This is a genomic window from uncultured Dysosmobacter sp. (assembly GCF_947631165.1).
Classification (GTDB): Bacteria; Bacillota; Clostridia; order Oscillospirales; family Oscillospiraceae; genus Oscillibacter.
Window position 1 is genome coordinate 195,543 of the sequence record NZ_CANRKH010000001.1, and the last position, 22,543, is coordinate 218,085.

The 22,543-nt window shown below is 53.1% G+C and carries 18 protein-coding genes; 14 read left to right on the forward strand and 4 right to left on the reverse strand.

What is annotated here, in order from left to right:
• The first annotated feature begins 374 nt into the window (after window positions 1–374).
• From Q0Z69_RS01085 to Q0Z69_RS01130, 10 genes are all read left to right on the forward strand, one after another.
• Window positions 375–1,256, forward strand: coding sequence for a branched-chain amino acid ABC transporter permease (locus Q0Z69_RS01085; protein WP_298028973.1), 882 nt, complete (start codon window positions 375–377; stop codon window positions 1,254–1,256).
• Window positions 1,253–2,278, forward strand: coding sequence for a branched-chain amino acid ABC transporter permease (locus Q0Z69_RS01090; protein WP_298028975.1), 1,026 nt, complete (start codon window positions 1,253–1,255; stop codon window positions 2,276–2,278). The genes Q0Z69_RS01085 and Q0Z69_RS01090 overlap by 4 nt, the downstream gene beginning before the upstream one ends.
• Window positions 2,275–2,994, forward strand: coding sequence for an ABC transporter ATP-binding protein (locus Q0Z69_RS01095; protein WP_298028978.1), 720 nt, complete (start codon window positions 2,275–2,277; stop codon window positions 2,992–2,994). The genes Q0Z69_RS01090 and Q0Z69_RS01095 overlap by 4 nt, the downstream gene beginning before the upstream one ends.
• Window positions 2,994–3,704 (forward strand): ABC transporter ATP-binding protein, encoded by a 711-nt coding sequence (locus Q0Z69_RS01100; protein ID WP_367272192.1) that lies wholly within the window; start codon window positions 2,994–2,996, stop codon window positions 3,702–3,704. The genes Q0Z69_RS01095 and Q0Z69_RS01100 overlap by 1 nt, the downstream gene beginning before the upstream one ends.
• 489 nt (window positions 3,705–4,193) lie before the next feature.
• Complete coding sequence (gene add, locus Q0Z69_RS01105) at window positions 4,194–5,198, forward strand: adenosine deaminase (RefSeq protein ID WP_298028980.1); 1,005 nt, start codon at window positions 4,194–4,196, stop codon at window positions 5,196–5,198.
• A gap of 21 nt (window positions 5,199–5,219) precedes the next feature.
• A complete protein-coding gene (locus Q0Z69_RS01110) occupies window positions 5,220–6,410 on the forward strand; it encodes a CaiB/BaiF CoA-transferase family protein (RefSeq protein ID WP_298028982.1) in 1,191 nt (396 codons plus the stop codon).
• 575 nt (window positions 6,411–6,985) lie between these two features.
• A complete protein-coding gene (locus tag Q0Z69_RS01115; RefSeq protein WP_298028984.1) occupies window positions 6,986–8,131 on the forward strand; it encodes an acyl-CoA dehydrogenase family protein in 1,146 nt (381 codons plus the stop codon).
• A gap of 18 nt (window positions 8,132–8,149) precedes the next feature.
• Window positions 8,150–8,956: an electron transfer flavoprotein subunit beta/FixA family protein gene (locus tag Q0Z69_RS01120; RefSeq protein ID WP_298028986.1), complete on the forward strand. Its 807-nt coding sequence runs from the start codon at window positions 8,150–8,152 to the stop codon at window positions 8,954–8,956.
• Window positions 8,957–8,958: 2 nt separating this feature from the next.
• Window positions 8,959–9,972 carry an electron transfer flavoprotein subunit alpha/FixB family protein gene (locus Q0Z69_RS01125; protein ID WP_298028988.1) on the forward strand — a complete coding sequence of 338 codons (1,014 nt, stop codon included), beginning with the start codon at window positions 8,959–8,961 and terminating at the stop codon, window positions 9,970–9,972.
• A gap of 11 nt (window positions 9,973–9,983) precedes the next feature.
• Window positions 9,984–10,796: an enoyl-CoA hydratase/isomerase family protein gene (locus tag Q0Z69_RS01130; RefSeq protein ID WP_298028993.1), complete on the forward strand. Its 813-nt coding sequence runs from the start codon at window positions 9,984–9,986 to the stop codon at window positions 10,794–10,796.
• 349 nt (window positions 10,797–11,145) lie between these two features.
• Here the strand turns inward: Q0Z69_RS01130 and mfd are convergent, their stop codons facing one another.
• The 4 genes from mfd to Q0Z69_RS01150 form a co-directional block, all read right to left on the reverse strand.
• Window positions 11,146–14,667 carry a transcription-repair coupling factor gene (mfd, locus tag Q0Z69_RS01135; protein WP_298028995.1) on the reverse strand — a complete coding sequence of 1,174 codons (3,522 nt, stop codon included), beginning with the start codon at window positions 14,665–14,667 and terminating at the stop codon, window positions 11,146–11,148.
• A gap of 178 nt (window positions 14,668–14,845) precedes the next feature.
• A complete protein-coding gene (gene pth / locus Q0Z69_RS01140) occupies window positions 14,846–15,433 on the reverse strand; it encodes an aminoacyl-tRNA hydrolase (protein WP_298028997.1) in 588 nt (195 codons plus the stop codon).
• A gap of 276 nt (window positions 15,434–15,709) precedes the next feature.
• Window positions 15,710–16,669 (reverse strand): ribose-phosphate pyrophosphokinase, encoded by a 960-nt coding sequence (locus Q0Z69_RS01145; protein ID WP_298028999.1) that lies wholly within the window; start codon window positions 16,667–16,669, stop codon window positions 15,710–15,712.
• Between the two features lie 45 nt (window positions 16,670–16,714).
• Window positions 16,715–17,212 carry a hypothetical protein gene (locus Q0Z69_RS01150; protein ID WP_298029001.1) on the reverse strand — a complete coding sequence of 166 codons (498 nt, stop codon included), beginning with the start codon at window positions 17,210–17,212 and terminating at the stop codon, window positions 16,715–16,717.
• 304 nt (window positions 17,213–17,516) lie between these two features.
• Between Q0Z69_RS01150 and Q0Z69_RS01155 the strand changes: the two genes are divergently transcribed.
• The 4 genes from Q0Z69_RS01155 (at window position 17,517) to gpmI (ending at window position 22,365) form a co-directional block, all read left to right on the forward strand.
• Window positions 17,517–18,005, forward strand: coding sequence for a tRNA (cytidine(34)-2'-O)-methyltransferase (locus Q0Z69_RS01155; RefSeq protein ID WP_298029003.1), 489 nt, complete (start codon window positions 17,517–17,519; stop codon window positions 18,003–18,005).
• A 150-nt stretch (window positions 18,006–18,155) separates the two neighbouring features.
• Complete coding sequence (gene pgk, locus Q0Z69_RS01160) at window positions 18,156–19,433, forward strand: phosphoglycerate kinase (RefSeq protein WP_298029005.1); 1,278 nt, start codon at window positions 18,156–18,158, stop codon at window positions 19,431–19,433.
• Between the two features lie 323 nt (window positions 19,434–19,756).
• Window positions 19,757–20,530 carry a triose-phosphate isomerase gene (gene tpiA, locus Q0Z69_RS01165; RefSeq protein WP_298029007.1) on the forward strand — a complete coding sequence of 258 codons (774 nt, stop codon included), beginning with the start codon at window positions 19,757–19,759 and terminating at the stop codon, window positions 20,528–20,530.
• 317 nt (window positions 20,531–20,847) lie between these two features.
• A complete protein-coding gene (gene gpmI / locus Q0Z69_RS01170) occupies window positions 20,848–22,365 on the forward strand; it encodes a 2,3-bisphosphoglycerate-independent phosphoglycerate mutase (RefSeq protein ID WP_298029009.1) in 1,518 nt (505 codons plus the stop codon).
• The last annotated feature ends 178 nt before the right edge of the window (window positions 22,366–22,543 follow it).

Genomic DNA, 22,543 nt, shown 5'->3' on the forward strand with positions numbered 1-22,543 from the left:
GAAAAGCGGGGACGGGTCCGCAGATGAGACGGGGCGTAGACAAGCAAAAAGGCGTGCGCAGACCATCACTTTTTTCGAAAAGCCCTGCCATCCAGTTGCCGCTCTGGGCTGTGCGAAGTCCAGATACGTAAGCAGTTTGTCGTAGAACACAGCGGCACTTTAGGATGTAAACAGTGTCACGTCCCGAATAATTTCCTGTCGGTAGGTAGTGGCAATCCCTTTCTGGTAGAGTTTTCTCACAAGTCAATTTTACCAGAAAGGGTCCCGCTTTCTACAATATTAGAGTGTCTTTATGGTTTTAGCCATGGCCGGAATCCCTTGTTATTATTGTAGCGCTTTGCCCATGGCTATCTAGGGGAATTTTGAGAGGTGAAATGACGATGGGTTGGGCAATTTTTCAATCTTTGGTAAATGGCATACTTATGGGAGGTACATACGCGTTGCTTGCCGTCGGAACGACAATTATTTTTGGTGTCATGCGTATGATCAACTTTGCCAGCAGCGCATTCATCATGCTGGGAATGTACGTTGCATGGTGGGCATGCAATCTGTTTCATGCAGGCGTATACGTTACACTTCCGTTCTCTGTTTTGGTCTTGGCGATATTGGCCTACCTTAGCTTTAAGCTTGCAATTGAAAAGGTAATGTTTCGAGATGCAGCGTCAGTTATTATCGTTACAATCGGTTTGATGTACGTGTTGCAGAACATCACTCTTATGATATTTGGCACAACTCCTCTAAACATTTTCTCTGATTTACGTATGAAATTCTATACGGTTTTAGGCATTACCACTCAAGCAATTCGTCTGATTTCTTTTGGCACATCAGTACTGTTGACCGTTATACTGGCACTTGTAATCAATAAAACTTCTTATGGCAGATGCATGCGTGCAACCTCAGAAAGTCAGGAGATCGCTCAGATTTTAGGTGTGAACGCAAAGTTTGTATTTATCTCCGCATGGATTATTGGTATTGTGCTTACGGGCATCGCAGGAACAATCATGTCCCCGCTGTATAACATTACAATTGGCGTCGGCAGCATTTTTGGATCCACAGCTCTTATTGCCATTGTCTTAGGCGGTATGGGTGATATCAGGGGCGCATTTATATCCGGTATCGCGCTGGGCATTGTAGAGGCATTAGTCAGCGTGTTCGTTGCTCCTGAGTTAGGTCAGTCCGCAACATTCATCTTGTTCCTGGTGGTTATGAGATTCAAACCTCAGGGCCTGTTTGGGAGGGGGGAGCGTGTAGCATGATTAATGATACTCTGAAAGGGCAGTTTTTTAAGAAGAGCACATTATTTGTATTGATTCCTGTTTTTCTGGTTGCACTCCTACTTCCTATGGTATTTAACTCATTTTACATTATGTCCGTGCTGATTAACTGCCTGTTGTTTGCCTCTATGGGGTATGCTTGGAACCTTATTTCCGGCTATGGTGGCATGGTCTCCATCTGTCACGCAGGATTCATTGCAATTGGGGCATACACGTGTTTCTTGATGTATATCAATTTTGGCATATCTCCGATTTTGTCCATGCCAATCGGAATACTGATCTGCTATATCTTTGCTACGATCATGGGTCGGATTACTCTGAAATACAGAGGGCCGTTCTTTTCAATCAGCACTATAGTGTTTATTGAATTGTTTAGAACCATGTTAATGTATTTCAAAGATATCACTAATGGTTCTTCGGGACTGGTCATTCCTTATTCCGAACCAGACCCACTGAACCTGCTATTTCCGAATAACGTTCCGTATTATTACATTGCTTTGGTGGTATTGCTTCTTTGTATGCTTGTATGCTGGCTTTTTATCAACTCCAAATCTGGCTACTACCTGCGTACGATCAAGGGCGATCAAGATGCCGCAGAGTCCTTAGGCATTGACGCGATGAGGGTTAAACTTCGCTCCTTTCAGTTGAGTGCTGTTATGACATCCGTAATCGGCGCTGTGTATGCACTGTTCTTTACCTACATTGAGCCGGCCACCATCTGCTCCATGGATCTGTCTATCAAAATCTGCTCTATCGTAATTATTGGAGGTATAGGTACTTTCTTTGGCCCTCTGATTGGTGCGTTTGTATTGATTCCCTTGAGTGAGGTGGCATTGAGAGTATTCCCTGATGGCGGTGCGCAATTGTTCTATGGACTAGGTCTGATTATCATTATCCTGGTGCTGCCAGGCGGCATTGAATCCTTGTTCTCTAAACATCTCATTCCATATATCAGGAAGAAGAAAACCCTTTGTAACAAGGACAAGGAGCGTGATGTATCATGAGTGAGATTTTGACAATCAAGGATCTATCTATATCGTTTGGCGGAACAAAGGCAGTTCAACATCTCAGCTTTAATGTAAATGAAGGCGAAATCTTGGGTATGATTGGCCCCAACGGTTCTGGCAAGTCCACCACAATCAATCTTATTACCGGCGTTTATAAAATGGATTCCGGTGAGATTTTCTTTGACGGGAAACCTATCACAAATAAGATGGACGTGAAAGATCGCGCACGTATGGGTCTGGGCAGAACGTTCCAAACGCCAAAGCCTTTCGGTCACATGACGGTCTATGATAATATTCTGGCGATTGCCTTGCAGAAGTACAACTTTAAAGAAGCAAGAGTGCACACGGAAGAGATCCTAAAAATCACTGAGTTAAATAGCGTTCGGGATTTGTTAGGAGCAAAGTTGCCTATTGAGCAACGCAAATGGTTGGATTTTGCAAGGACCTTGGCCACGGAACCTAAACTGGTAATGATGGACGAGGCCTTGAGCGGCCTGAATATCACGGAAATGAACGAGAGTGTGGAAATGATAAGACGCATCAATAAGGAGCTGAACCTGACCATAATCTTTATTGAGCATGTGATGAAAGCAATAGTATCTCTGTGTGATAGAGTTCTGGTTTTGAACGAAGGCACATGGCTGGCAGAGGGCAAGCCAGAGGAAATTCTAGCAAAGTCCGAAGTCATTCAGGCGTACATAGGAGGAGAATGATGGGGGAGATTTTACGTATTGATAACCTATGTGCAGGCTATGGCGATTTGCAGGTGCTTTTTGACGTAAACCTGCATGTTAACGAGGGTGAGATTGTGTCTCTGGTTGGCTCAAACGGCGCAGGAAAAACAACGCTTCTGCGTTTGATCTCTGGCCTGGAGAAAATCAAGAGTGGTACCATTACCTATCGGGGAGAAGATCTTTCCAAGTATAAGCCTTATCAGCGTGCGTCTCTAGGTATTTCACATATTCCTCAAGGCAGAGGTATTCTCAGAAAGTTATCTGTCAAAGAAAACTTGGCGTTGGGTGGGCTAAATAAAAACGCTGCCAATGTCAACGAAAAAATTGAAGAGGCTTATGTGAGATTCCCTATTCTGAAGGAGCGCCAAAATCAGGTAGCTGGTTCTCTGAGTGGCGGTGAGCAACAGATGCTGGCCATTTCCAGAGCATTGATTATGAATCCCAAGATTATTATCATGGATGAACCGTCTATGGGCCTTGCCCCCATCGTGGTGAAAGAGGTTTTCAATATCATTAAGAATCTTGCCGACAGCGGATTGTCTATTTTGTTGATTGAGCAGAATCTTGTCCAGGCTTTGGGTGTTGCCCACCGCGGCTATGTCATTGAAACCGGACGCATTGTGATGGAAGGCGGCGGTAAAGAACTTCTTGCGCGAAAAGATATCCAGACTGCTTATCTGGGCATTTAAGGCATCCATTGACCAATCAATCATTCTGGGCTTTGCTATTAGAAAACGTGATTATATTTTAGACTCTGTGCTGAAAATGCCTCAAAAGAGCCATATTTTCAATCCCCAAAGGCAGGTGGTTGCGTCTGCCTTTGGGGCAAGCATAGCTCGATCACGCTTGCCAACCCATCTTATGGAATAATTTTGCCGATGATCTCCAGAAATTTTTCCTGCTTCGTTTTCTTCTTGGGTAGCTATACGCAATATTGTGATGCACAGTGAGCGAATCGGAGTTTTACTTGCCCTAGCTTTAATGAATTCATCACATCTGTTTCCTATCTGGCAGTGTGGGTTAAATCAAAGTCTCCTTCAGTATTTTTGCGGCTATTTGGGTTGCCTTTGCTTGCCAAGCCACAACTCCCAAATGAGCACTGGCTTAATATTGGTGCAAGAGGAGGATCATCTGCAAAACGGCTGCTCCTCTTCTGGTTAATCAGAATAGGAGGAAATATGTCAAAGTTTACAAATTGGCCGAAGGTGGAACTTCATCGCCACATTGAAGGCAGTATGCGAGTGAATACTTATGTTGAGCTTGCCAGAAAAAACGGCGTTGAAATGCCTTCTTGGGAAAAAGATTTTATCCGGCGGGAGATCGAACTGAGAGAGGATGCGCCTCGGGATTTCTCTGGTTTTATCCGCGCTTTTACCTATCTTCGTGCCGTGTTGAAAGATAAGGAAGCGTTCACCAGAATTATTATCGAATGCATTGAGGATGCGGCAAAAGAGAATATCAAATATCTGGAGCTGCGCTTTAATCCCGGGGCACTGGTGAAAAATGGGATTCCTTACGAAGATATCATTTCCTCAGTGCATGAAGGTGTTCGCTATGGAGAAGCGCATAACGATATCCGTATTGGTATGATCGGTATCATCGGCCGAGATATGCCTCCTGAACTGTGCGAAAAGGCGACTGAATTTTGCGTCAAATATGCTCATAACGGCATTGACGGCATTGATTTGGCCGGAGCAGAAACCAATTCTCCGACACCATTTAAACCCTATTTCGATTGTGCAAGAAATGCCTCCCTGTTCGTGACAAACCATGCCGCAGAAATTTACGCACCCACCAACATTATCGAATCGATTGAACAGAATAACGCTATCCGCATCGGACATGCAACACGGGTCATGCAATCTGCAGAGGCGCTTCAGTGCTTAAAGAATCACCAAGTATTGGTAGAGGGATGCTTGATAAGCAATATTTTTACTGGAGCAATTGATAAAATTGAGAACCACCCGTTGCACGAACTATACAAGATGGGAATTCCCGTTTTGATGAATACCGACGACCCTGCTGTTTTAGGAGAGATTGCACTGGAAGATGAGTATCAGATTGCACAGGATGTACTGGGCTTTACAGACGAAGAGATTCAAAATACGATCATCAGAAGTCTTGATTACATTTTCAGACCTGAATTAAAAAAAGAGTTACTTCCAAAATTTGTATTTTCGTAACTCAACATGCTAGGAGGAACTATGACAAAAGCATTAGAAGGAATTAGAGTTATTGATCTTGGGCGATATATTGCAGCGCCTTATGGCGCCATGATGATGGCGGACATGGGAGCGGATGTTATCCGCATAGATAAGCCCGGTGGAGAACCAGATCGTCGTCTGCGCCCCTTCGTTGAGGGGACCAGCATCTATGCACAGACATTTAATAGAAATAAACGATGCATAACCCTGAATTTGAGAACTGAGGAAGGCAAGCAATACCTGATTGAAATGATTAAGAAAGCGGATGTCCTTATTAATAATTTCAGGCCCGGTATCATGGACAGTATGGGCTTGTCCTTTGAAAAAATTCAGGAGTTAAACCCCAGAATGATCGTTGCCAGTATTTCCGGCTTTGGCCAGAAGGGTCCGTTAAAAGATCGGGCCGCATTTGACGGAATTCCCACTGCCATGGCAGGGGTTATGTATGAAAATTTTTCCTACGGCAAGGGTCCCAAACCTTTTGGTACGCCTGTGGCCGATGTAACTACTGCATACATCAATCTTATCGCTATTCTCATGGCATTGTTGCAGAGAGAAAAAACCGGCAAGGGGCAATATATTGACACAGCAATGACGGACTGTATGGTACCCTATCTGGAATCCATGATCCCGACATATTTTGTAAACGGCCCAACTCCAAATTTTGGGAAGCGCAACGGCGGCGACCCTACCTCTGCACCGGCCAATGTTTTCAAAGCCAGCGACGGCTACGTATATATTCATGCTGGTATTAGTGCACATTATATACTGCTGGCTGATATGATCGGTGATGAGCGGCTAAATCGGCCGGAGTACCGGGATCAAAATTACAGACGCGACCACTTTGAAGAAGTAGAAGCTGTGGTAGGCGAATGGGTTGCAAAACATACTGCCAAGGAAGTGGAAGATGCGGTATCAGCTTTAGGAATTCCCACTTCGAAGTTGAATACCATCGGCGATCTACTGGAGTCCGATTACGTGAAATCTCGCAATCAGATTATATGGATGGAGGTCCCTGGCATTGAGGGGAAGTATCCTTTCCCAGGGAGCCCGCTAAAACTATCCGATTGCATGGTGGACACATATAAGTCATGCGGTGTAGCGGGTTGTGATAACGATGAGGTATTCAAAGATATCTTCGGCCTGGACGAGGCGAAGATTGCGGAATTAAGAGAAAAAGGAATCATTTAATATCGAGAGATGAGCAAAGCTGCCCAAAGGCACTCCTGCCCAGAAGCTTTAAATTGGGAGTCGTGGCATCCGCAGTCCGTGCGCGGAGCATAAGTCTACTTGAATCGGGGACATTCTCGGTCAATAGAAAGCCTGTAGTCATCAGGAATCGTTTTGTATTGGATTCAGCCCCGGTTTTTCTTCCCATTGTTCCAGTTTTGTGGTACAGGGCACAGTCTGGGTCGGCTTTGGAGTGGTTTTCCGACTTGAACTTATCCCTGGAAAAGGATCTTGGATTGTTCTGTTTTGTGTTCGCGGCAACGAGCGTAGCGTTCAGACCGGTAAACAGCTTGCCGCAGAATACTGCGGCACTTCGGGATGTGAACGGAATCACGTCCTGGATAATTTCCTGTCGGTAGATAGCGGCCAGTCCCTTTCTGGTTGAGTTTTTTCGCGAGTCAATTTTACTAAAAAAGGTCCCGCTTTTCACAATGTGGAGTGAATTCCGGTTTTAGCCATGGCCGGGATCCCTTACTATTACTGTGTTTTTAGAGTTTTTCTCATGGCTGTTTAACATCTAATATCGGAGGGATACCATGGATTTCGAATTGACAAAAGCGCAGGAGCAGTTCAGGAAAACGATACGCGGGTTCACAGAGAATGAAATCAGGCCGATAGCAGGTGCTGTGGATCGCTATGAAGCTACCGTCGACGACAACATAAAAAAGCTTGCCGCGTTGCATATCAACGGCATTGCCATCCCCGTCGAAGAGGGTGGCGCAGGTGGCGATCATGTCTGCTATGCTATTGCCTGCGAGGAAGTGGCCAAGGCATGTACGTCCACTGCAACCCTGGTGAGCGCTAAACTGGCTGGCCTTCTTATTGAGATGCTCTATTACTACGGCACTCCAGCGCAAAAGGAAAAATATCTTCAGCCCTTCTTGCAGGGTGAGTTGGAAGGGTGTTTCGGCCTAACTGAGCCGGAAGCGGGATCTGACCCCGGTCGTCTGTGTACTACGGCGATAAAAGATGGCAGCAACTATATCATTAATGGCACGAAGACATTTATCACCGGCGCCCCTCTGGCGGATTTTGCTATTGTGATGGCATCTACCAATAAGAGTTTGGGGACCAAAGGCATCACTGCATTCCTGGTTGACTGCGATACTCCAGGCTTCTCAAAAGGAAAACCGGAACAGAAGATGGGCCAGCGCGGCTTGCCTGTGGGCGAGTTGATCATGAAGAATGTCGTGGTTCCTGAAACAGCAATTATTGGTAAAGAGGGCATGGGTTTTCGCTTGGCCATGAAATCTCTGGACTGTGGCCGTTTAGGCATTGCTTCTGTGGCACTTGGTATTGCTGAAGGCGCATATGAAGCAGCTGTGAAGTATTCCAAGGAGCGTGTTCAGTTTGGTGCACCGATTTGTAATAATCAGGCCATTCAGTTCATGTTGACTGATATGAAGATGCGTATTGATGCCGCACAATTGCTGGTATATCGGGCAGCCGTATCTAAGGATAAGGGTAGTTCATCGTTCCCCTTTGAGGCATCAATGGCAAAGGTATATGCATCTGAAGTAGCAATGTTTGTCACAACAAAAGCCGTTCAGATTCACGGAGGCTATGGTTACATGAATGACTATCCTGTAGAACGTATGATGCGTGATGCGAAGCTGACAGAAATTTACGAGGGCACCAGCGAAATCCAACGTATGGTTTTGGCTAGAACGATCTTAAAATAATATAGGGGTGGTTTGATTATGAAATTAATAGTCTGCATCAAGCAAGTTCCTGATACGACGGAAGTTAAGCTTGATCCAAAAACCGGCACATTAATTCGTGACGGTGTTCCCAGTATCATTAACCCCGATGATAGAGCCGCCCTTGAGGTAGCTCTGAAGATGAAGGATGCTAATTTAGGAACCACGGTCACTGTAATTTGCATGGGCCCAAAGCAGGCAGATGCCGCGGTACGTGAAGCGTTGGCCATGGGTGCAGATAGTGCCATAATTGTCAGTGATCGTGCATTTGCGGGCAGTGATACCTGGGCGACAGCCAACGTTATTTCCTCGGCAATTCAGAAGATTATGGATTATGACTTAGTGTTCTGTGGTCGTCAGGCGATCGATGGCGATACTGCGCAAGTTGGGCCTCAGATTGCCGAGCGCCTGAACATCCCTCAGGTAACCTATGCTAGGAGCGTCAAGGTTCTTGGAGATAGTCGTTATGAGGTGTGTCGTGAGTTGGACGACGAACAGCAGATCGTCGAAGTAACAGGGCCGGCATTAATTACCGTTGTACATGGTTTGGAGCCGATTCGCTATCCCGATTTCAGACGTATTTTCCAAGCGTATAGTGGTGTATTTGAGGTGCTCAACTGGTCTCAGGAAGAGCTGAAGATCGATGCCAACAAAATTGGCCTAAAGAGTTCTCCTACTAATGTAAAGTGTACTTTCCCGCCGGAACTGCGGAAGTCAGGTATTCGTCTGGAGGGTACCAATGAAGAAATGGTCAAGCAGCTATTTGATAATATGCTTGGCGAGCACATCTTGAAAAGGAGGGCTTGAGAATGTCTATTGATATAAAACTTTGCAAAGACGTGTGGGTTTTTATTGAGATCAAAGATAAAAAAATTGAGAATACTTCGCTTGAATTATTGGGCGTTGGCAAAATGCTGGCTGCAGATCTAAAACAGAAACTGTGTGCAGTTGTTCTTGGCAAAGATGTGACTCAGTACACAAGTTTGCTGTTCTCATTTGGCGCAGACGTAGTTTATAACTGTGAACACGAACTGTTGGAGACATATACCACAGATGCTTTCACAAACGTTCTTGATGAGATTGTCAAAGAGAAAAAGCCTGACATTTTTCTCTTTGGTGCCACCAATGTGGGAAGGGATTTGGCACCTAGGTTGGCTGCACGGTTGAACACTGGCTTAACTGCGGACTGCACGGCACTATCCATTGACCCTGAAAGCCGACTGCTACAACAGACACGCCCTGCCTTTGGTGGAAATATCATGGCAACCATCATCAATCCCACGCATCGTCCACAAATGGCCACAGTTCGTCCCGGTGTTATGAATAAAATTGATCCCAAAGAGTGTTATGGCATTGTAGAAAACTATCCAGTCAAACTTCCTGCCGAAAATCTTCGTGTACAGATAAAGAAGATCATCAAAAATATCTCCAAGAATGTGAATCTTGTGGATGCGGATATCATTGTATCTGGTGGTCGAGGCCTGGGTGGCCCTGAAGGATTTGAGCTTATCCAGCAGCTAGCCAATGCACTGGGCGGTGTCGTAGGCGCTTCCCGCGCAGCGGTGGACAGCGGATGGATTTCTAATGATCACCAGGTTGGTCAGACCGGAAAAACTGTCAAGCCTATGATTTATATAGCTTGCGGTATTTCTGGTGCCATTCAGCATCAAGCCGGCATGACAGGTAGCAAGTGTATCATTGCAATTAACAAAAATCCGGATTGCTCAATGATGAAAATAGCAAACTACGCTTTGTGCGGAGATCTGTACGATATTATTCCATTAATGGTCAAGACCATTCAAGAACAAAATATTACGAAGTGAGGCAGGGCATTATGGAATTTACACAAATTATTTATCAGAAAGAACAATTTGTTTCCACGATTATCCTTAACCGTCCTGAAAAGTTAAACGCATTGACCGATGTGATGTTGCGAGAAGTTAGAGAAGCGTTGAGAGATTCTGATGCAGATGACAACATCCGAGTCATTATTCTAAAGGGAGCAGGGCGTGCGTTCTCTGCCGGATTTGATCTGTCCCCTGAAGTCTCCACCTATTCTACCGCACAGGAATGGCGCGGGCATATTACCAATGGAAATGAAACTTTCCGGACAATTTGGGAAATTGAGAAGCCCGTGATTGCCATGGTACAGGGCTATTGCCTAGGAGGGGCCTTCGATTTTACGATGTCCTGCGATATTGTTATTTCCTCTGATAAGGGCGTATTTGGTGAACCAGAGAATTTATTTGGCGGGGTTCCTATGTATCTGTTGTTGCCATATATCACGAATATGCGCGTTGTTCGCAGAATTTTGCTGACCGGCGAGAACTTCTCAGCACAACAGGCGCTGGATTGGAATCTGATTTCCTATGTGGTACAGCATGACAGATTGGAGGAGGAAACTCTGAAATTGGCCAAGCGTATCGCAGCCCTACCCTTTGGCACACCGCAATTGAATAAACGCACTCTGAATCGTATTTACGATAATATGGGCGCGAAGGAAGCCATTATGACAAGTGGCGACGCCGCAATTTGGGCATTGTCACGAGCCAAAGAGCCGGAATTGAGTGAGTTCTTTGAGAAAGTTAACACAATCGGAACAAAGGCTGCCCTCAAGTGGCGCAATGATAAATTCGAGCAGTTGTAATGTCATTTCCTAGAAATGAAGGAGTATGGGTGTTGCCCGTCCGGAGCGTCCACACTGTCAGCGTTCCGGAAGCGGGTCAGTGAGGTGGACATAGCGGCACTCCTGGAGACCATCGTATCGTTAAAAGTTGGGCCTGACGACAAAAAGAAAAACTGGGCTGGGACAGTGTTTTCTCTGCCCAGTTTTTCTTTTTGTCAACAGGTCCATTATTATGCCTTATTCGGGAAAAACGACAAAGTATTGTGGAAATCTGTGATGCAAGTGGGGTGCGAATAATTTGGGGATAACCTCTAAGAACATATCCGCCAAAGGCGGAACACAGCAATTCCCACCTCCTAATTCCTAGTTTTTAAGAGTTTTCTGGCGATGATCTGCCGCCCGCCAGCTTCAGGTCCTCCACCAAGGCCAGGGCCGTTTCCAGAACATCGGCGCCGGGCTTCAGCTTCAGCGTCAGGGCCGGGGTGTCGCCGGCGGCAATGGTGACACGTCCCCTGTACTTGCTCAGGCTGCACACGGCCACCAATGCTTCCGGCCGGAACACGCCCAGGGTCAGCTTCAGCATATCCTTCTTCTGGGAGATGTCCGACACCCCCGCCTTAGCGGCGGCGGCCCGGAGCAGAGCCACATCCAGCAGCGCCAGCACGCTCTTGGGCGCTTCGCCGTAGCGGTCCAGCAGCTCATCCAGCAGGTCCGAAGCATCCTCGTTGGTGCGGATGGCGGCGATACGCCGGTACAGATCCATCCGCTGCTCCGGGGCGGGGACATAGCGGTCCGGGATATTGGCGTTGACCGTCAGATCGGCGGAGCACTCCGTTTCGATCTGCTTCTCCTGGCCCTGTTCCTCCAGCACCGCCTCCTCCAGCAGCTTCAGATACAGGTCATAGCCCACGCTCATGAGGTAGCCGGACTGCTCCGGCCCCAGCAGGTTGCCCGCACCCCGGATCTCCAGATCCCGCATGGCGATCTTGAAGCCGGAGCCGAACTCCACATACTCTCGGATAGCAGAGAGGCGCTTGGCGGCAGTCTCCTGGAGAATTTTGCCCCGCCGGAAGGTGAGGTAGGCATAGGCCCGCCGGGCGCTGCGGCCGATGCGGCCCCGGATCTGATGGAGCTGCGCCAAGCCCATCCGGTCCGCGTCCTCGATGATGAGGGTGTTGACGTTGGGGATGTCTATACCGGTCTCGATGATGGTGGTGCAGACCAGGATGTCCGCCTCGCCGTCCACCATGGCCTGCATGACTCCGGACAGCTCCTGCTCCCCCATCTTTCCATGGCCCGTCACAATACGGACCTCCGGCCCCAGCAGCTTCTGGATGCGGGAGGCGGTGAGGTCGATGGTCTCGACCCGGTTGTGAAGATAATAGATCTGCCCGCTCCGAGCCAGTTCCTTCCGCATGGCATCCTCCAGAATGGTCCAGTCATGCTCCAACACATAGGTCTGCACTGGCTGACGGTCAGCTGGCGGCTCCTCGATGGTGCTCATATCCCGCAGGCCGGAAAGGGCCATGTTCAACGTCCGGGGGATGGGAGTCGCAGACAGGGTCAGCACATCCACCTGACGGCTCATCTCCTTCAGCCGCTCCTTGTGGGTCACGCCGAAGCGCTGCTCTTCGTCGATGATGAGCAGCCCCAGGTCGTGGAACTCCACGCCCTTCTGCAAGAGCTTGTGGGTCCCGATCAGCAGGTCCAATCCGCCAGTGCGGGCCGCCTCCAGGATGCGCTTTTGCTCCTTGGCGGCGGTGAACCGGGACAGCACCTCGATCTTTACCGGAAAGTCCTTGAACCGTCCGCTGGCAGTGGCGTAATGCTGCTGGGCCAGCACAGTGGTAGGCACCAAAATGGCTGCCTGCTTCCCGTCCAGAATGCATTTCATCACAGCCCGCAGGGCCACCTCCGTCTTGCCATAGCCCACATCACCGCAGAGCAGACGGTCCATGGGCCGCGGCTTTTCCATGTCGCGCTTGATCTCTTCAATGGCCTGCAGCTGATCGTCGGTCTCGGCATAGGGAAATGCCTCCTCAAACTCCCGCTGCCAGGGAGAATCCGGAGAGAAAGCGAAGCCGGGGCGGCGCTGCCGCTCGGCGTACAGCTGCGTCAGGCCCTTGGCCAGGTCCTTGACAGCCTTTTTTGCTCGAGTCTTTTGCTTGGCCCACTCGGTGCCGCCCAGCTTGTTCAGTTTGGTTCGTTCCTGATCCTCTCCGCCGCCGATGTACTTGCTCACCTGGTCCAGTTGGGTCGCTGGGACGTACAGGCAGTCGCCTCCGGCGTAGTCGATCTTGATGTAATCCTTCTCCACACCGTCCACCGGCATCCGCTGGATGCCCGCAAACCGGCCTACGCCGTGATGAACGTGGACCACCAGGTCCCCGGGGGTCAGATCCGTGTAGGACTGGATCTTCTGTCGGTTGGATTCCTTCTTCAGCCTCGCTCTCTTCTGGGACAGGGTGGTGAGCTGGCCCTCCGTCAGCAGCGCCAGACGCAGATACGGCCACTCACAGCCTGCCGACAGCGCTCCCACGGTAATTCGCACCTCTCCCGGCTGGGGCATGGCGGCGTTCCGCAGGTCCAGCACGGCGGGGATGCCCCGCTCTTCCAGCAGCCGGTGGAGATTCCGCCCCCGGCTCTCTCCGGCACAAAGCACCAGCACGGCGCTGCCGCTGTCCCGGTAATGCTTCAGGTCCGTAACCGCCGTTTCCAGGCTGCCGCCGTAAGAGCTGAGCTGCCGGGCGCTCATTGCCAGCAGGCCCTTGGGCCGCAAAGGATAGCGGGAGGTAGGCAGCGAATCCATCATCACAGTGGGGAAATCCTCAAGAGCGGCGTACAGCTCCTCGGCGGACAGCAGCAGCTTGGCGTGTTCCCCCGCCATGAAGCCTGCTTCCAGCAGAGCCTCCACATCCTGCTTGTTCTGCAGCAGTGTGGCTTTCACTCGCTCATCGACCCGGCCGCTCTCGCAGAAAAACACCACTGCGTCGGCGGGCAGATAGTGAACGCCTGCCGTGGTCTCCGGGTAAATGGCCGCCAGATACCGGTCCATCCCCCCCGGCTCCGCGCCGTTTTTCAGCCGCTCGCCGTCCTCCTGGAGGCGGGCCGCGGCGGCCCCAGTCTGGGTTTTTTTCTCCAGCTTTGACGCCAGCTTCAGCAGTGCCTCCCCCAGACCGGCCAGTCCGCCCGGAGCGCTGCGGGGCAGTACCTCGGCGGCGGGCAGCAGCAGGGCCTTCTCCACATTGGCGGTCCGCCGCTGGGTCCCGGGGTCGAAAACGCCCATGGAGTCGATTTCGTCATCAAAGAACTCGCACCGCACCGGCTGCTCCATCAGAGGGGAGAACACGTCCAGGATGCCGCCCCGCAGGGCGAACTGGCCCACGCCCTCCACTTGGCCGCAGCGGGTATAGCCCGCCGCCAGCAGGCTGTCCGCCAGCCGCTGCGGATCGGTCCGGCCCCCTACCTCCAGGGTCACGGCCAGGCTTTTCAGAAGCCCCGGCGGCAGCGTCCGGGCCATCAGCGCGTCAGCGGTGGCCACTACTGCCCGCGCCTCTCCCTGGGCCAGGGCGTACAGCGCCGCCAGACGGCTCCGCTCCCAGTCCCGGGAGCTGACGGCTCCGGGACGGAACTGCCACTCCCGGCTCAGCAGCGTCACCGGCTCAACCCCCGTCAGGGTCCGCAGGTCCCCCGCCAACTGGCGGGCCTCCCGCTCATCGCCGCAGACAAACACCGCCGGACGGTCCGCAGCCGCCGCCACGGCGGCGCCCACACAGGCCCGCTGCACCGGCTGCAGACCGCTTACCGCCGCCGGGCAGCCGCCGTCCTCGACCCGGCGGACCAGCTCCGCCACCTCGGGAATGGTTTTCAATTGTTGTAGGAATTGTTCCATGGCGCTGTTCCTTGTAAAAAATTTGGAATGTCATGTCAAAAAGGGAGCGTCCTCGCCCGCTGGGACGGGGCTCCCCGATATTGAAGTTTATGGCGCGAAAAAGCGTCCCATGCCCGAAACAAGCTTAAAACTGATCCATAAAAATCAGGCCGCACACATCTCATTTATGGGCAGGCTCTTAATTGAATTGATTCATCGCCTGCTGGCAGCCATGCTCGATAACGCACTCCGCCGCCTGGATGGCCCTTTCAAAGCTCTCCACCAGCACTTTCCGCTCCGCCTGAGAGGGAACGCCAATGACCCAGTCGATCATATCCCCGCCATCGCCGGGAGCGCCGGTGCCGATCTTGACCCGGGGGAACTCCTGGGTCCCCAGGTGAGCAATAATGTTCTTGATGCCGTTATGGCCTCCAGCGGAGCCAGCGGGCCGCACCCGCAGCTTGCCCACAGGCAGCGACACGTCGTCATAGATCACCAGCACATGGCCGGCGGGGATCTTGTAAAACTGCGCCGCCTCCCGCACCGCCTCGCCGGAGAGGTTCATATAGGTCTGAGGCTTCATTACCAGACATCTGCACCCGGCAAAACGCAGGATGTTATAAGCGGACTTGAACTTCACCTTGTTCAGTTTCACACCCGCTTTTTCCGCCAGCAGGTCCACAGTGAGAAAGCCCATGTTGTGGCGGGTATGCTCATATTTTTGGCCTGGATTGCCCAGGCCCACGATCAGCCAGTCTACGGCGGCAGACTGTTTTCCAAACAGCATAGAAAACGCTCCTCAAAGAACTTGATATCGTCAACATAGTTGAAACGGAGTAAGGACCCTTTTTCAACCGCCGGACCAATGGTCCGGCGACGCGCAAATTGCATATGTGTTTGCCATGAAGCAAGGCACAGAAAGCCGCATACACGGCTGCAATGCTGCGCACTGGCATTACATTGAAAAGACTCCTTTGGAGTCTTTTCAACTGTGGCGGTTATAGCCCACAAAGGCGGGAAAGTCGCCTTCCCCGCCTTGCAGTATGTCATAATGCCGCTTTTCTCAGCGGAACAGCTTGGAGATAGAGACCTCCTGATAAATGCGCTCAATAGCCTCGCAGAACATGGGTGCCACAGACAAGTACTTGATCTTGGGGCACTTGGCGGCATCAACGGCAGGAATCGTGTCCAGCAGCGCCAGCTCCTGGATGTTGCTGCTGTTGATACGCTCCAGAGCAGGGCCGGACAGAACGCCGTGAGATGCGCAGGCGTGGACGCTCTTGGCGCCGCCCACTTCCACCAGGGCCTTGGCGGCGTTGCACAAAGATCCGCCGGTATCCACCATATCGTCAAAGAGGATGCAGTCCTTGCCAGCCACATCGCCGATAACATTCATGACCTCGCACTGGTTGGCCTTCTGGCGGCGCTTGTCCACGATGGCCAGCTGCATGTGCAGCTTCTGGGCAAAGGCCCGGGCACGGGACACAGAACCAACGTCGGGAGAGACCACCACCATCTCCTCGCAGCGGTCGCCGAACTTCTTGGCATAGTAGTCCACAAAAATGGGGTTGCCGGCCAGGTTGTCCACGGGGATATCAAAGAAGCCCTGGATCTGAGCGGCGTGGAGGTCCATGGTCAGCACGCGGTCAGCGCCCGCGGCGGTGATCATGTTGGCCACCAGCTTTGCCGTGATGGGGTCCCGGGCCTTGGCCTTGCGGTCCTGCCGCGCATAGCCGAAATAGGGCATCACGGCGGTGATCCGTCCGGCGGAGGCGCGCTTCAGCGCGTCGATCATAATGAGCAGCTCCATCAGGTTGTTGTTGACGGGGGTGCAGGTGGACTGGACCACGAACACGTCGCTGCCGCGAACGGTCTCATACAGAGATGAAAAAATCTCGCCGTCGGAGAAGGTGCCTACCTCAGACTCACCCAGCTTGGTACCCATCAGCTGGCAGATCTCCTGTGCCAGCTTGGGATTGGAGTTTCCGCAAAAAACCTTGATATCTTTGCCGTGAGAAATCATTCCAAACGCCCTCTTTCTGCATGTTTTTATTTAAATGTCAGATATTCATTCGTGCCTGGGTCCTTCGCCGAAGCGCTCCCGATACAGCGGCTCCAGCTCCTGAATGGTCTCCGGCCCAAAGACCGGCAGCCAGCCGGGCACCAGTTCCGCGGCAGTGATGGCGTTGGTCATCCGCGTTTTCCACACTGCCTGCAGCTCATAGCCGGGGGCGGCATAAGCAAAGCCGGGGCCAGCCTCCGCCATGGGCATGGCCGCCCGGGGAAGCACCAGCACCTGGTCCGGCGTGTTCAAAAATTCCATCAGATCGCTCTGCTGCTCAGAGACCACCACATCCGCCTCCGGCGGCATGCAGGTCCTGGCCTCCTCCGCGAACCGCGGCCCGCAGACAATGAAAAACCGCTGCACGCCATCGGCCAGCAACTGACTGCTCATCCATGATAAGATCGGGCAAGAGAGAACTGCTTCCAGCATCAGCGGTTTGGACCCAGCGGGGATCTCATGATCCTCCTCCATAAAGAAAACGGCGCTCAGCGGGCGGACCATATCCATCCCCTCCTTTGTCGATGTTGTTCAGCAGATTCATTATATCAAATTTTTATCGGAAATCCAGTGTTTTTCACGAAATTATCCGGGAAAATTCTCCGAATTCTTTCACACTTTTTCGCTTTTTTTGTGGCAGGCAACAGAACTGCCCAAACTGCAGATATATTTTTCGGCATTATGCAAAATTTTCGCCAGATCTCCGGTAATTTTCAATAAAAAGCAGAATTTCTCCACATATTATGGTTGAATTTGCGCAGGTAATGGATTACAATAGTATGCGCTTGCACGAAATGGGGGGATTTCCATGTTGAATATCGTCTTAGTGGAACCGGAGATTCCCCAGAATTGCGGCAACATCGCCCGTACCTGCGCCGCCACCGGCAGCCGCCTCCATCTGGTCCGTCCCCTGGGCTTCGATATCTCGGAAAAAGCCGTCCGCCGGGCCGGGCTGGACTACTGGCATCTGGTGGAGGTGGCGGACTACGCCGGTCTGGACGAGCTCTTCGCCCGCCATCCGGAAGCCGTTAATGACCTGTGGCTCACCACCACCAAGGCTCCCCGCTCCTATCAGGAGGCCCGCTTCACGGCCGACAGCTGGCTCTTCTTCGGCAAGGAGACTGCCGGTCTGCCCCTGGCCTTTCGGGAACAGTTCCGAAGCCGTTGCATCCGGCTCCCTATGGTATCCGAGGCTCGAAGCCTGAACCTCAGCAACACCGTGGCGGTCTGCGTCTACGAAGCCCTGCGCCAGAACGGTTTTCCAGGTCTGCAAGGCACCGGCGAAATGGCCAAGTAAAATTGGGAATTAGGAATGCGGAATTTTGATCCAGCCGCTCACAGGCGGCAGCTCCTCTATGGAAAAAGGGAATTGGAGCGCCGCTGCTTTCCCGGCAAAAGGAAATTCCTCATTCCTAATTCCTAATCAACAAAGAGTGGAGGATTTCATATGACCTATCACAAGAAAACTGTCCGCGATATCGATGTGGCCGGCAAGAAGGTCCTGCTGCGCTGCGACTTCAATGTTCCCCAGGACAAGGATACCGGCGAGATCACCAGCGATAAGCGCATCGTGGCGGCCCTGCCCACCATTCAATATCTGCTGGACCAAAACGCCGCCGTCATCGCCTGCTCTCATCTGGGCAAGCCGGAGGCCAGCTTTGAAAAGTGGGTCAAGAAACAGACAGAAAAGGGCAAGGACTCCGCTTCCCTCACCGAGGAAGCCTGGAAGAAATCCCTGAAAAAGCTGAGCTTGGCCCCCGTGGGTAAGCGCCTCAGCGAGCTGCTGGGCCGGGAGGTCCTCATGGCCGCCGATGTGGTGGGTCCCGACGCCCAGGCTAAGGCCGCCGCTTTGCAGCCCGGCCAGATCCTGCTGCTGGAAAACACCCGCTGGGAGAAGGGCGAGACCAAGAACGACCCCGCCACCGCCAAGGCCCTGGCCGACTTGGCCGGAGCAGACGGCGTTTACGTTTCCGACGCTTTCGGCGCAGTCCATCGCGCCCACGCCTCCACCGCGGGCGTAGCGGAATATCTGCCCGCCGTGTCCGGCTTCCTGATCCAGAAGGAGCTGAGCTTTCTGGGCGGCGCCATCGCCGAGCCCAAGCGCCCTCTGGTAGCCATCCTGGGCGGCAGCAAGGTCAGCAGCAAGATCGGCGTCATCAACAATCTGCTGGAGATCGCCGACACCATCATCATCGGCGGCGGTATGGCCTATACTTTCTGCGCCGCCCTGGGCGGCAAAGTGGGCAACAGCCTGCTGGAAGAGGACTGGATCGACTACTCCAGAGAGATGATCCAGAAAGCTGCCGGCAAAGGCGTAAAGCTGCTGCTGCCGGTGGATACTGTCTGCGCCGACGCGTTCGCACCTGACGCCAACAGCCAGGTGGTGAAAGCCGGCGAAATTCCCGACGGCTGGGAAGGCTTGGACATCGGCCCTGAGACGGTGGCCCTGTACTGCTCCGCCGTGGCTGATGCCGGTACCGTCATCTGGAATGGTCCCATGGGCGTGTTTGAATTCCCTGCTTTTGCCAAGGGGACCGAGGCTATGGCTGAGGCCCTCAGCAAGACCAGTGCCATCACCATCATCGGCGGCGGCGACAGCGCGGCGGCTGTGGAGCAGCTGGGCTACGCTGACAAGATGTCCCACATCTCTACCGGAGGCGGCGCAAGCCTGGAGTTCTTAGAGGGCAAGGAACTGCCCGGCGTGGCTTGCCTGCTGGATCAATGATCCCCTGTACTCAAGCGGCAAACCAGCGGAGCGTTTGCCGCTTGAAAAGGAGGCGCAAGGAAGCGGTGTTCAAGATGCCCGACAGGGCATCTTGAATACAGCGGACTTTGCGACGACGCGGGCAAGGAACTGCCCGGCGTTGCCTGTTTGCTGGACGCCTGAGGCCGTGATTTCCCCGGCGCATGTCCGAATTTCGCTGATTTTTTACTAGTGCGTCATAAATTCCCCTAAAATGCTTGACAAATAGCCCAATTTTCGTTATAAAATAATAGTTTTCAATGCAGATGGATATGCATATATAGACATAAAGGAGTTTGAACGACATGAATCGCAGATATCGCAAGACTGTTATCGCCGGCAACTGGAAAATGAACATGACCGCTACGGAAACCAAGAAATTCGCCGAGGACATCAAGAAGATCATGCCCCGCGCCAAGTGGTGCGAGACGCTGATCTGCGTTCCCGCCTGCAACATCTCTACCGCCGCCAAGGCCTTCAAGGACCTGCGCATCTCCGTGGGTGCCGAAAACGTCTATTTTGAGGAGAAGGGCGCCTATACCGGCGAGGTGTCCGCCAACATGCTGAAAGACCTGGGCGTGAAGTACGTTATCGTTGGCCACAGCGAGCGCCGTCAGTATTTCTGCGAGACCGACCAGACGGTCAACAAGAAGGTCCACGCCGTGCTGAACGCCGGCATGAATCCCATCATCTGCGTGGGCGAGAGCTTGGAGCAGCGGGAGACCGGCATCACCGACGAGTGGATCGCCCTGCAGGTCAAGAGCGCCCTGCACGATGTTCCCGCCGACAAGCTGCGCCGCTGCATCATCGCCTATGAGCCGATCTGGGCCATCGGCACCGGCAAGACTGCCACTGCTGAGCAGGCCGGCGAGGTGTGCTCCAACATCCGCGCCACCATCCGCGCCATGTACGGCGCCCGGGTCGCCCGCAGCGTCACCATCCAGTACGGCGGCTCTATGAATCCCAAGAACGCCGCAGAGCTGCTGGCCCAGCCCGACATCGATGGCGGCCTTATCGGCGGCGCCGCTCTGAAGCCAGAGCAGTTCGTGGACATCATCAACGCCGCAAATCAAGAATAAAACCTGTGCCGATAGGCAAGGGGGATGCCGGATGGGCGAGAGATTTTTCCGCTGATCAAGGTGTTTCGCCGTGGGAATACTCAGTGCGTTTTCAGGAGAAACAACGCAGCGCGGCAGGAAATGGCCCGCCCGGACGGCGTACAACGCCTATCGTACGGACTCTAAAACTTCGAGGGGAAGCAGGCTCTCCCTCGACCTCCCTGCCGCCCGCTCATCCATTCCCCGCATAGGTCCCGGCTGAGAGGGTATTTCCTGGCTGCCGCTCAGACAGCCGCTGCATGGGCTGGTATTGACCAGCGAAATGAGGTATTTTTCTGATGAACAAGACCCCGACTACTTTGATCATTATGGACGGCTTTGGCCTCTCCGGCAGCACTGCCGGCAACGCCGTCCGCGCCGCCAAAACGCCTCGGTTGGACGGTTTCTTCCAGGTATTCGCCCACACGGAGCTGTCCGCCTCCGGGCTGGACGTAGGGCTTCCCGATGGACAGATGGGCAACAGCGAGGTAGGCCACACCAATATCGGCGCCGGCCGGGTAGTGTTCCAGGATCTTCCCCGCATCACCAAGTCCATCTCCGACGGCGACTTTTTCACCAATCCCGCCTACAACCACGCCATGGACGCCTGCCTGGAAAAGGGCACCGCTCTGCATTTGATGGGCCTGCTGTCTGACGGCGGCGTCCACTCCCACCTGGAGCACCTCTTTGCCCTGCTGAAGCTGGCGAAACAAAAGGGCCTGGAGCGAGTCTATATCCACGCCTTTCTGGATGGCCGGGACGTGTCCCCCACCTCCGGCGCCGATTTTGTGGCCCGGACCGTGGAAGCCTGCCGGGAGATCGGCGTGGGCAAGATCGCGACTGTGATGGGCCGCTACTATGCCATGGACCGGGACAAGCGCTGGGACCGTGTGGAACAGGCCTATGATGCCATGGTGTACGGTGAAGGCGCTGCCTTCAATCCCGTGCCTGTGGCGGCGGTGAAGGATTCCTACACCGCCGGCGTCACCGACGAGTTTGTGGAGCCTGTGGTCTGCGAACAGGACGGCACCATCTCTGACAACGACAGCGTCATCTTTTTCAACTTCCGGCCTGACCGGGCGCGGGAGATCACTCGGGCCCTGGTGGACCCGGACTTTGACGGCTTTACCCGCCAGTATTTCCCCGTCACTTTCGTGTGCAACACGGAGTATGACGCTACCATGCCCAACGTGGAGGTGGCCTATCCCCGCAGCTCCGTCCGCAACGGCCTGGGAGAGTATCTCAGCCAGATGGGCATGACCCAGCTCCGCATCGCGGAGACGGAGAAGTACGCCCATGTGACCTTCTTCTTCAACGGCGGCAGCGAGACCCAATTCCCCGGTGAGGACCGGGTCCTGGTGGCCTCCCCCAAGGTAGCGACCTATGACCTTCAGCCGGAGATGAGCGCCGTGGAGGTGGCCGACAGGTGCGTGGAGCGCATCGAATCCGGTTCCTACGACGTTATCATCCTCAACTTCGCCAACTGCGACATGGTGGGCCACACTGGCGTGTTTGATGCCGCCGTGAAGGCCGTAGAGACCGTGGACACCTGCGTTGGCCGCGTGGTGGACGCGACCCTGAAGATGGGCGGCATCGCCATGATCACCGCCGACCACGGCAACGCCGAGCAGATGGTGGAGCCTGACGGCAGCCCCATGACCGCCCACACCACCAATCTAGTGCCCTTCATCCTCTGCGGCGCCGGCACGGAGCTGCGGAGCGGCGGCCGCCTGGCGGACATCGCCCCCACCATGCTGGACGTGATGGGCCTGGCCTGCCCCGAAGAAATGGACGGCAAGACTCTGATCCTGAAATGATCCCATCGCCTGAGACCCGGGCGGCCATTGGCCGTCCGGGTCCTTTTATGTCCGCTGTTCCGTATAAATCCAGAATTTCCTGTCCATACTTCCCTTGTGCCCAAATACCGGCAGACAATGCCAGAAAATAGCGGAATCACGCGCCTGCCGTCTCGGGTATACAAATTTGAGGGAGGAC

Bases quoted from the DNA above. Each gene is read 5' to 3' on its own strand.
- Q0Z69_RS01125 (WP_298028988.1), top strand. From the start codon at position 8,959: ATGTCTATTGATATAAAACTTTGCAAAGACGTGTGGGTTTTTATTGAG.
- Q0Z69_RS01115 (WP_298028984.1), top strand. From the start codon at position 6,986: ATGGATTTCGAATTGACAAAAGCGCAGGAGCAGTTCAGGAAAACGATA.
- mfd (WP_298028995.1), bottom strand. From the start codon at position 14,667: ATGGAACAATTCCTACAACAATTGAAAACCATTCCCGAGGTGGCGGAG.
- Q0Z69_RS01085 (WP_298028973.1), top strand. From the start codon at position 375: ATGACGATGGGTTGGGCAATTTTTCAATCTTTGGTAAATGGCATACTT.
- Q0Z69_RS01145 (WP_298028999.1), bottom strand. From the start codon at position 16,669: ATGATTTCTCACGGCAAAGATATCAAGGTTTTTTGCGGAAACTCCAAT.
- Q0Z69_RS01095 (WP_298028978.1), top strand. From the start codon at position 2,275: ATGAGTGAGATTTTGACAATCAAGGATCTATCTATATCGTTTGGCGGA.
- Q0Z69_RS01155 (WP_298029003.1), top strand. From the start codon at position 17,517: ATGTTGAATATCGTCTTAGTGGAACCGGAGATTCCCCAGAATTGCGGC.
- Q0Z69_RS01130 (WP_298028993.1), top strand. From the start codon at position 9,984: ATGGAATTTACACAAATTATTTATCAGAAAGAACAATTTGTTTCCACG.
- tpiA (WP_298029007.1), top strand. From the start codon at position 19,757: ATGAATCGCAGATATCGCAAGACTGTTATCGCCGGCAACTGGAAAATG.
- add (WP_298028980.1), top strand. From the start codon at position 4,194: ATGTCAAAGTTTACAAATTGGCCGAAGGTGGAACTTCATCGCCACATT.
- Q0Z69_RS01110 (WP_298028982.1), top strand. From the start codon at position 5,220: ATGACAAAAGCATTAGAAGGAATTAGAGTTATTGATCTTGGGCGATAT.
- pgk (WP_298029005.1), top strand. From the start codon at position 18,156: ATGACCTATCACAAGAAAACTGTCCGCGATATCGATGTGGCCGGCAAG.
- gpmI (WP_298029009.1), top strand. From the start codon at position 20,848: ATGAACAAGACCCCGACTACTTTGATCATTATGGACGGCTTTGGCCTC.
- pth (WP_298028997.1), bottom strand. From the start codon at position 15,433: ATGCTGTTTGGAAAACAGTCTGCCGCCGTAGACTGGCTGATCGTGGGC.
- Q0Z69_RS01150 (WP_298029001.1), bottom strand. From the start codon at position 17,212: ATGGTCCGCCCGCTGAGCGCCGTTTTCTTTATGGAGGAGGATCATGAG.
- Q0Z69_RS01090 (WP_298028975.1), top strand. From the start codon at position 1,253: ATGATTAATGATACTCTGAAAGGGCAGTTTTTTAAGAAGAGCACATTA.
- Q0Z69_RS01100 (WP_367272192.1), top strand. From the start codon at position 2,994: ATGGGGGAGATTTTACGTATTGATAACCTATGTGCAGGCTATGGCGAT.
- Q0Z69_RS01120 (WP_298028986.1), top strand. From the start codon at position 8,150: ATGAAATTAATAGTCTGCATCAAGCAAGTTCCTGATACGACGGAAGTT.